Source organism: Mycobacterium sp. (assembly GCF_025965855.1).
GTDB lineage: Bacteria > Actinomycetota > Actinomycetes > Mycobacteriales > Mycobacteriaceae > Mycobacterium.
This window is the reverse complement of record NZ_JAOPWB010000231.1, coordinates 1-9,552: the sequence shown is the minus strand read 5'-3', so window position 1 is coordinate 9,552 and position 9,552 is coordinate 1. Positions and strand designations below refer to the sequence as shown.

Below are 9,552 nucleotides of genomic sequence, written 5' to 3'. Positions count from 1 at the left end.
CCCGGCGCCGCTGCCCGTGCTGGCGCCGCCCCCCGCCGCCCCGCTCGCGCCGCCGCCGCCGTTGCCCTTCCCCGGTGCACAACCCGTGGTCGCGGGCCCCGCTGCCGGGCAGGACCCGACACCGTTCACCGGCACGCCGCCTTTCGGGCCGCCCTCGTTCGTCCCGAAAAACGGCACGACCGTGGGCGTGGGCCAGCCGATCATCCTCAACTTCCCCGGTCGGGTCGATGACGCGGGCGCGGCCATCAACGCGGTCCACGTCTCGTCGAACCCGCCGGTCTCGGGCAAGTTCTACTGGATGACCCCGACGCAGCTGCGCTGGCGCCCGCTGAGCTTCTGGCCCGCTCACACAGACGTGACGGTCGACGCGGGCGGCACCGTGTCCAGCTTCCACACCGGAGACACCCTGGTGGCCACGGCGGACGACGCCACCCACCAACTGACCGTCACCCGCAACGGCACCGTGGAGAAGACCATCCCGATGTCGATGGGCATGACGTCCGGTAATCACCAAACCCCCAACGGCACCTACTACGTGCAAGAGAAGATGCCCTCGGTGGTGATGGATTCCTCGACCTACGGGGTCCCGGTCAACTCGACGTACGGCTACAAGGTGACGGTCGATTTGGCCGTCCGTTTCGACAACGTCGGCGACTTCGTGCACAGCGCACCATGGTCGGTGGACGACCAGGGTAAGCGCGACGTCAGCCACGGCTGCATCAACATCAGCCCCGGCAACGCCCGGTGGTTCTTCGACAACTTCGGCCCGGGTGACCCGATCATCGTGAAGAACTCCGGCGGCGGCGATTACAAGAAGAACGACGGCTCCAGCGACTGGATGTCGTAACCCCCCAAGTCCACGAGCAGACGCAAAATCGCCCATTCCCGTCGGGAATAGGGCGATTTTGCGTCTGCTCGCGAAGCGGAGCTTTCGCCCGCCGCGCGTTATGTATAGCCTCATACATAAGCTGTGGCGGCGACCGAGGAGTGACGAATGCGAACCCCACGCGAGCGGATGGTGGTTTCCGCCGCGCTGCTGATCAGGGAGCGCGGCGCGCATGCCACCGCCATCTCGGACGTTCTCGAGCACAGCGGCGCGCCGCGCGGCTCGGCCTACCACTACTTCCCGGGCGGGCGGACCCAACTGCTCTGCGAGGCCGTCGACTACGCCGGCGAGCACGTGGCCGCCGTCATCACCGAGGCCGGGGGCGGCCTCGAGCTGCTGCACACGCTGATCGAGAAGTACCGCCGCCAGCTGCTCGACAGCGATTTCCGCGCGGGCTGCCCCGTCGTCGCGGTCTCCGTCGAAGCCGGCGACCAATCCGACCGCGAGCGCATGGCGCCGGTGGTCGAGCGCGCGGCGGCGGCGTTCGACCGTTGGTCCGACCTGATCGCGCAGCGCTTCGTCGCCGACGGAATGCCCGCCGACCGGGCCGGCGAACTGGCGGTGTTGGCGACCAGCGCGCTGGAGGGTGCGATCGTGCTGGCCCGGGTGCGGCGCGACCTCGCACCCCTTGATGTCGTTCACCGGCAGCTACACCAGCTGCTCGTAGCCGAGCTCTCCGAGAGGAATTCGCAATGAGCCCCACTGATTGGCAGCCGACCGCGTGCATCCTCTGCGAATGCAACTGCGGCATCGTCGTCCAAGTCGACGATCGCCGACTGGCCCGCATCCGGGGCGACAAGGCGAACCCGGCGTCGCAGGGGTACACCTGCAACAAGGCGCTGCGGCTGGACCACTACCAGAACAACCGCGCCCGCCTGACCTCGCCGATGCGCCGCCGCGCCGACGGGACCTTCGAGGAGATCGACTGGGACACCGCCATTGTCGAGATCGCCGAGGGGTTCAAGCACATCCGCGACGCCTACGGCGGGGACAAGATCTTCTACTACGGCGGTGGCGGGCAGGGCAATCATCTTGGCGGGGCCTACAGCGGGGCGTTCCTGAAGGCGCTCGGAGCGCGTTACCGGTCAAATGCGTTGGCGCAGGAAAAGACCGGCGAGGCCTGGGTCGATGGGCACCTCTACGGCGGTCACACGCGGGGTGAGTTCGAGCATGCCGAGGTGTCGGTGTTCGTCGGCAAGAACCCGTGGATGTCGCAGAGCTTCCCCCGGGCCCGGGTGGTGCTCAACGAGATCGCCAAGGACCCGGCCCGCTCGATGATCGTGATCGATCCCGTCGTCACCGACACCGCCAAGATGTCCGACTTCCATCTGCGGGTGCGGCCCGGGACCGACGCCTGGTGCCTGGCGGCCCTGGCCGCCGTCCTCGTTCAGGAAAACCTCTGCAACGAAGCGTTTCTCGCCGAGCACGTGCGCGGCGCGGATGGCATCCGCGCCCAGCTGCGCGAAGTCCCGCTCGGTGACTACGCGCAGCGCTGTGGGGTCGACGAGCAGCTGCTGCGCGCGGCGGCGCGGCGCATCGGGGCCGCCGCCAGTGTGGCGGTGTTCGAGGACCTCGGGATTCAGCAGGCGCCCAACAGCACCCTGTGCTCCTACCTGAACAAGCTGCTGTGGATCCTCACCGGCAACTTCGCGAAAAAGGGTGGGCAGCACCTGCATTCGTCCTTCGCCCCGCTGTTCAGCCAGGTCTCCGGCCGCACGCCCGTCACCGGTGCGCCCATCATCGCCGGGCTGGTGCCGAGCAACGTCGTGCCCGAGGAAATCCTGACCGATCACCCGGACCGGTTCCGGGCCATGATCGTCGAAAGCAGCAATCCCGCCCACTCGCTGGCCAACTCGACCGCCTGCCGAGAGGCCTTCCAAGCGCTGGAACTGATGGTGGTCGTGGACGTCGCGATGACCGAGACCGCCAGGCTAGCCCATTACGTGCTGCCCGCGGCGTCCCAGTTCGAGAAGCCGGAGGCGACCTTCTTCAACTTCGAGTTCCCCGGCAACGCTTTCCAATTGCGCCGGCCGCTGCTGCAGCCGCTGCCCGGGACGCTGCCCGAACCGGAGATCTGGGCGCGCCTGGTGCGCGCGCTGGGCGTACTCGACGACGCCGACCTGCGCCCGTTGCATGAGGCGGCGCGGCGGGGCCGCCAAGCGTATGCCGAAGCGTTCCTCGCCGCCGTGGCCACCAATCCCACTGTGGCGAAGCTGATTCCGTATGTCCTCTACGAGACGCTGGGGCCGACGCTGCCGGATGGGTTGTCCGGCGCGGCCGCCGCGTGGGGGCTGGCCCAGAAGACCGCCATGGCCTATCCGGAGGCGGTGCGGCGGGCCGGGCACGACGACGGCAATGCGCTGTTCGACGCGATCCTCGACAGCCCGTCCGGGGTCACCTTCACCCTGCACACCTACGAGGACGACTTCGCGCTGATCAGCCACGCCGACCATAAGATCGCACTGGAAATCCCCGAAATGCTGGACGAGCTAAGGGCGTTGGCGACGGCGCCAGCCGACCTGACCTCCTCGGAGTTTCCCATCGTGCTGTCGGTGGGCGAGCGGCGTGCCTACACCGCCAACGACATTTTCCGAGACCCGTCCTGGCGCAAACGCGACGCCGACGGGGCGCTGCGCGTCAGCGTCGAAGACGCCCAGATGCTTGGGCTCCTCGACGGCGGACGGGTGCGCGTCAGCACCGCGGCCGGCAGCGCCGAGGCGACCGTCGAAGTCACCGAGACCATGCTTGCTGGGCATGCCGCCCTGCCCAACGGTTTCGGACTCGATTATGTCGACGAGGAGGGGATTACCGTCGTTCCCGGCGTCGCCCCGAACGCGCTGACCTCTACGGAATGGCGCGACCCCTACGCCGGCACGCCGTGGCACAAGCACGTGCCGGCGCGGATCGAGCCGTGCCGAGCAGACGCAAAAGCCCCCATTTAGGGCCTAAATTGGGGGCTTTTGCGTCTGCTCGCGCAGAAACGCCACCTCAGTTCCAGATCCTGACCCGCCTCGTCGGCTCCAGGTACAGCGCGTCGCCCTCGGCCACGTCGAAGGCGTCGTAAAAGGCGTCCACGTTGCGGACGACGCCGTTGCACCGGAACTCCGGTGGGGAATGCGGGTCCACCGCGAGCCGCCGGATCGCTTCTGCCTCACGCGATTTGGTTCGCCACACCTGCGCCCAGCCGTAGAACACGCGCTGCACCCCGGTGAGGCCGTCGATGACGGGGGCGGGCCGGCCGTTCAACGACAGCTGGTAGGCCAGCAGCGCGATGGAGAACCCGCCCAGGTCGCCGATGTTCTCCCCGACGGTGAAGGCGCCGTTCACGTGGTGGCCCGAGTCGAGGCCCCGGGGCGCGTACGCGTCGTACTGCTCGATCAGCGCCTTGGTGCGGGCGCCGAACTCGGTCCGGTCGTCGTCGGTCCACCAGTCGACCAGGTTGCCGTCACCGTCGTACTTGGCGCCCTGGTCGTCGAAGCCGTGCCCGATCTCGTGGCCGATCACCGCCCCGATCCCGCCGTAGTTGGCGGCGTCATCGGAGTCGGCGTCGAAGAACGGCGGCTGCAAAATGGCTGCGGGGAAGACGATTTCGTTCATCCCCGGGTTGTAATAGGCGTTGACGGTCTGCGGCGTCATGAACCACTCGTCGCGGTCCACCGGGCTACCGAGCTTGGCCAGCTCGCGGTCGTGGTTGATCGCATACCCGCGCCGGTAGTTGCCGTACAGGTCGTTGCGGTCGATCACCAGCTTCGAGTAGTCGCGCCACTTCGCCGGGTAGCCCACCTTGGCGGTGAACTTGTCGAGCTTGGCCAGGGCGCGCTCGCGGGTCTGCGGCGTCATCCAGTCCAGCTCGCTGATCGACAGCCGGTACGCCGCCTTCACGTTGTCCACCAGGGCGTCGATCCGGGCCTTGGCGTCCGGCGGGAAATACCGCTGCACATAAAGCCTTCCGACCGCATCGCCCATCAGGCTCTCCACCAGCGATACCGCCCGCTTCCAGCGCTCCCGGATCTGCTCGGTGCCGGTCAGCAGGCGGCCATAGAACTCGAAATCCGCGGCGACGAGGTCGTCGGTCAGCCAGGAGGCGCGGGCGCGGATCAAACGCCAACGCGCCCAGCGCTTCCAGTCTTCGAAGTCTTCGCTGTCCCATAGCGCGGCGAACGCGGTCAGGTAATCGGGTTGGCGCACAACCACTTCCGTGATGGCATCGGGCGTGCCGCCCAGCGCGGTCGCCCAGCCGGCCCAGTCGAAGCCCACCGCGTCGGTCTGCAGCTCAGCGAAGGTGCGCAGGTTGTACGTGAGGTCGGCGTCGCGGCGCTTGACCACATCCCAGTGCGCGGCGGCGAGTTTGGCCTCCAGGGCCACGATCCGGGCCGCCGTCTCCGCGTGAGCCTCGGGGTCTCCGCCGAAGACCAGTCCGAACATCCGCGCGATGTGTCCGGGATAGGCGGCCAGCACCTCGGCGTGCCGCTCCTCGCGGAAATAGGACTCGTCGGGCAGCCCGATGCCGGACTGGGAGAAGTGCACCAGGTACCGGGCCGAATCCTTGGCGTCGGTATCCACGTACATCGCCACGCCCCCGCCGGCCCCGGTGCGTTGCATCGCGCCCACCGCGGCGGCCAGGGCCGCAGTGTCGGCACAGTCGTCGATGGTGGCCAGCTCGTCGAGCAGTGGCTGGACGCCCCGGCGTTCGACGGCCTCCTCGTCGAGGAAGCTGGCGTAGAGGTCACCGATGCGTTGCGCATCGGCGTCCGCGGTTCCCGCCTTGGCGCCCCGCTCGCTGACTTCCACGATCAGGTCGCGCACCTGCTCTTCGGCCCGGTCGTAAAGCGCGCGGAATGCGCCGTCGGTCGCCCGGTCCGGGGGAATGTCGTATTCATCCAGCCAGCGGCCGTTGACGTGGCGGAAAAGGTCGTCTTGGGGGCGGACGTTCGCGTCGACGAAGCTCAGGTCGACGCCCGATCGGATGGCCTCTACTGTCACCCCGCCATCCTTCCATCTTCTTTTGGATGCGACGATCGGCCCATGTCCGACGGCGAGCAAACCGAAGAGCCGGCCGACTCCGACACTGACGACTCCGACACTGACGACTCCGACGACTCCGACGACTCCGACGACGAGTCGGGGACCGATTCTTCCGAGACGGAACCGTCGGCCGGCCGGGTCTTCTCCGCCTACGGCATCGCGTCGACCGCTCTCGGCGTGCTGGCGGTCGCCGCGGTCGTCCTCGGCTACATGATCTGGTCCGCTCACCGCGACGAGGTGGGCGAACGCATCTACCTGACCCGCGTCATGCAGACCGCCGCCGAGTGGACGGGCGTGCTGATCAACATGAACAGCGGCAACATCGACACCAGCCTGCAGAAGCTGCACGACGAGACCGTCGGGGAACTCAACACCGACTTCGACGCGGCCGTGCAGCCCTACCGGCAGGTGGTGCAGAAGCTGCAGTCGCAGAGCGCCGGCCGGATCGAGGCGGTGGCAATCGAGACGGTGCACCGCGACCTGGACACCCAGCCGGAGGGCGCAAGGCCTCCAAGAGAAATAGTCACCACCAAGCTGCCGCCGTTCGCCACCCGGACGGACTCGGTGATGGTGATCGCGACGTCGGTCAGCGAGAACGTCGGTGCCAAGCCGCAGGTTGTGCACTGGAACCTGCAGCTCGACGTCTCCAACGTGGACGGCAAGCTGATGATCTCCGGGCTGGGATCCATCCGATGAGAAACCTCTGGCGGCTGCTGGCCTTCGACATCGCGGCCCCGCTGGCCGCGATCGTGGCGCTGCTGGCGATCGGGGTGGTTCTCGGCTGGCCGCTGTGGTGGGTGTCGGCGTGCTCGGTGCTGGTGGTGCTGATCCTCGAGGGCGTGGGGGTCAATTTCTGGCTGCTGCGCCGCGATTCGGTCAGCGTCGGTACCGACGACGACGCACCGGCGCTGCGGTTGGCCGTCGTCTTCCTGTGCGCGGCCGCCCTGTGCGCGGCGGTGCTGACCGGGTACACGCACTGGACGAGGACGGACCGCAACTTCAAGAACGACTCCCGCGAGGTGGTTCAGGTCGCCTCGGGCATGGCCGAGGCGATGGCGTCGTTCACCCCGAGCGCCCCGACCAGTTCCATCGACCGGGCCGCGGCGATGATGGTGCCGGACCATGCGGGCGCGTTCCGGGAGCAATACCGAAAGTCCAGCGCCGACCTGGCCCAGCACAACGTCACGGCGCAGGCCGCCACGCTGGCGGCCGGGGTCGAGGCCCTCGGGCCGTCGGCGGCCAGCGTCGCGGTGATCCTGCGGGTAACCCAGAACGCCCCCGGCCAGCCCCCCAGTCAGGCGGCGCCCGCGCTGCGGGTGACGTTGGCCAAGCGCGGCGACACCTGGTTGGTGTCCGACGTGACGCCGATCTATTCCCGCTGACGGGTCAGTTGGATTCGGCCGACCGGGCGGACTTCACCTTGACGAACCGGTCCGACAGCCGGCGCATCCGGATCATCAGCGCGGACGTCGGGCTGATGCTGCCGTCGAGGTAGGTGCCCAGATCCTCGGGCGACACCCCGATGCGCGACGCGAATTCCTGTTCGCCCAGGCCCGACCGGTCGATCAGCAGCCGCACGTGCCGGGCCACCTCCGCGCGCTCGTTGGCCTCCAGGTGGGTGCGGGCGCGCTCCAGCACCTCCCAGAGGGCTTTGGAGACGCCGTAGGGCCGCGTCCCCTCGAGAACCTCTTCGACCTGGCGGGCGGTCCGCCCGTACGGGTCGCGTTTCAACGCGGCGGCGATGCGCTTCCAGGTGGCGATGTCACCGCCTTGCAGCGCGGAACGGATGGCGGATGTCGGCCAGAACTCCACCGGTTGATCGAGGTCCTGAAAAGAATCACCGTTGGGTCTGCGTTGTTCGCCGGCGGGCCGCTGGGGCGGCGTCGCCGGGCGCCGTTCGGATGCCAACGTCACCTCGCCTCCTCCAGCATCGCTACGGCCACCGACAGGCAGCGCTGCCTGACGTCGTCCCAGTCCGCCTCGGCGTCGGAATCCGGCCACTGGTCGTCGCTGAAATCGGAGGGATGCGGATCCGCGAGCCGGCGGACCAACTGGGTGGCCATCCATTCCCGCCTGGGTGTTTGACAACAGTAATACCTGTCCATGCCGGCCAGCACCAAAGCGGCGGTCTCCGGCTCTACCGTGTCAACCATGTCTGCAAAGTCGGCGTAATCGCGGCTGCTGTTACGGCACATGATCAAGTAGCCCTTGAGGCGCAGCGCCTCCGCGCCCGTCGGGACGAGCAGCCGATCGCCCGTCGGCAGTTGCACGTGGGTGGTCTCCACCGGGCTGCGCCGTTCGTACCGTGGCCGGTCTACACCGTCGGCGTCGGCCTCCAGCGCGTCGATGGCGACCGAGAGCCGGCCCCGCCACAGCGTGACCGGATGAACCGGCCGGTCTCCGGCGATCGCGCGGGCGATGCCGTTGCGCGACGCGAGGCCGCCGACCAGCTTCTTGGTGGCCGTGTGGCCGTTGGTGCTGGTCTTGGAATAGGCTCCGGCCCCGACCCCCGCGACGTCGTCGTCGATGTTGACCTGGTGGGGGATCTGTCCGGGGCCGAGGCCACGGCTTTCGGTGGGGCCGCCGGGTGTCGTCTTGCCATTGCGTCCGCAACCGGTGAAGGCCAGTGGGTCGGCCACGCAAATGGCGTCGGGCGCCAGGTGCTTGAGCTTGGCGGCCGACTTGAGCACCATCCGCAGGTCGGCACTGGGCGCCGTCAGCGCCGAGATGTCGTCGGGGATGACGACGACGTCACCGAGGTCGACCTCGGGCAGCGGCCGGTCGAAGTCGACCGACGGCAACACGCGTGACAGCAACCGGGGCAGCCACCAGTTCCACTGGGCGAACATCGCCATCAGCGCCGGGACGAGGACCAGCCGCACCACCGTGGCGTCCACCGCGATCGCGACGGCGCACGCCACACCGATCTCGGCGACCAGCGGCATGCCGGCGAACGCGAAGCCGATGAACACCGCGATCATGATCAGGGCGGCGCTGGTGATCGTGCGGGCGCTGGTGCTCACGCCGTAGGCGACCGCGTCGCGGGTGTTCCCGGAGTGCAGGAAACGTTCCCGGATCCGGGTGAGTAGGAAGATCTCGTAGTCCATCGACAGCCCGAAGGTCATCGCCAGCACCAGCGGGGGCACGGTGCTGTCGATCGAGCTGATTTGGGTGAAACCGAGGTCGCGCAACCAGCCCCACTGGAAGACCATCACCAGGCTGCCGTAGGCGGCGGCGACCGACAGCAACGTCATCAGCACGCCCTTGAACGCCAGGAAGACCGAGTGGATCGAGATCAACAGCATCACGAACGCGATGAGCGCGACGAAGAGCAGCACCAGCGGCTCGGTCTGCGACACCCGGTCGTCGAAGTCCTTGATCAGCGCGGTCGGGCCGCCCACGTCCAGCCGCGCCGTGCCCGCGTCGGGGATCTTGGGTAGCTGCGTGCGCATCCAACCGACGGTGTCGCGGGCCCTCATGTCCTCGGGGTCGACCGACAACACCGCGGATACCAGGGCGCTGCCGTTGTCCTCGGCGAACTGCGGCGGCGACACCGAAACGACGTTGGGGGCCTGCGTCATTCGCTGATGGATCGCGCTGACCGTCTGACTGTGCTCGGGCGAGGCCGCGCCGCCGTCGGG

At 68.3% G+C, this 9,552-nt stretch carries 8 protein-coding genes; 5 read left to right on the top strand and 3 right to left on the bottom strand.

All coding sequences use genetic code 11. The features are described 5' to 3' along the window. Positions 1-10: 10 nt before the first annotated feature. The 3 genes from JWP83_RS19695 (at position 11) to JWP83_RS19685 (ending at position 3,828) form a co-directional block, all read left to right on the top strand. Positions 11-847: a L,D-transpeptidase gene (locus JWP83_RS19695; RefSeq protein WP_297733385.1), complete on the top strand. Its 837-nt coding sequence runs from the start codon at positions 11-13 to the stop codon at positions 845-847. Between the two features lie 147 nt (positions 848-994). Continuing rightward, complete coding sequence (locus tag JWP83_RS19690; RefSeq protein WP_297733382.1) at positions 995-1,582, top strand: TetR/AcrR family transcriptional regulator; 588 nt, start codon at positions 995-997, stop codon at positions 1,580-1,582. Next, the gene (locus JWP83_RS19685) at positions 1,579-3,828 is read left to right on the top strand and encodes a molybdopterin-dependent oxidoreductase (protein ID WP_297733379.1); all 2,250 of its coding nucleotides are present in this window, start codon (positions 1,579-1,581) and stop codon (positions 3,826-3,828) included. Before JWP83_RS19690 ends, JWP83_RS19685 begins: the two co-directional genes overlap by 4 nt. Positions 3,829-3,874: 46 nt before the next feature. On the opposite strand, the gene JWP83_RS19680 is transcribed toward JWP83_RS19685, so the two are convergent. Next, positions 3,875-5,869, bottom strand: coding sequence for a M13 family metallopeptidase (locus JWP83_RS19680; RefSeq protein WP_297733376.1), 1,995 nt, complete (start codon positions 5,867-5,869; stop codon positions 3,875-3,877). 42 nt (positions 5,870-5,911) lie between these two features. Here JWP83_RS19680 and JWP83_RS19675 point away from each other — a divergent pair, with 42 nt between their 5' ends. Both JWP83_RS19675 and JWP83_RS19670 read left to right on the top strand, forming a co-directional pair. Further along, complete coding sequence (locus tag JWP83_RS19675) at positions 5,912-6,607, top strand: hypothetical protein (protein ID WP_297733372.1); 696 nt, start codon at positions 5,912-5,914, stop codon at positions 6,605-6,607. Beyond that, on the top strand, positions 6,604-7,293 hold the full coding sequence (locus JWP83_RS19670; RefSeq protein ID WP_297733369.1) for a hypothetical protein: 690 nt from the start codon (positions 6,604-6,606) through the stop codon (positions 7,291-7,293). Before JWP83_RS19675 ends, JWP83_RS19670 begins: the two co-directional genes overlap by 4 nt. A 4-nt stretch (positions 7,294-7,297) precedes the next feature. On the opposite strand, the gene JWP83_RS19665 is transcribed toward JWP83_RS19670, so the two are convergent. Both JWP83_RS19665 and JWP83_RS19660 read right to left on the bottom strand, forming a co-directional pair. Then, on the bottom strand, positions 7,298-7,825 hold the full coding sequence (locus JWP83_RS19665) for an XRE family transcriptional regulator (RefSeq protein WP_297733366.1): 528 nt from the start codon (positions 7,823-7,825) through the stop codon (positions 7,298-7,300). Further along, positions 7,822-9,552, bottom strand: a 1,731-nt coding sequence (locus tag JWP83_RS19660) for an MMPL family transporter (protein WP_297733364.1), incomplete at its 5' end; no start/stop codon positions are given. The genes JWP83_RS19660 and JWP83_RS19665, both read right to left, overlap by 4 nt.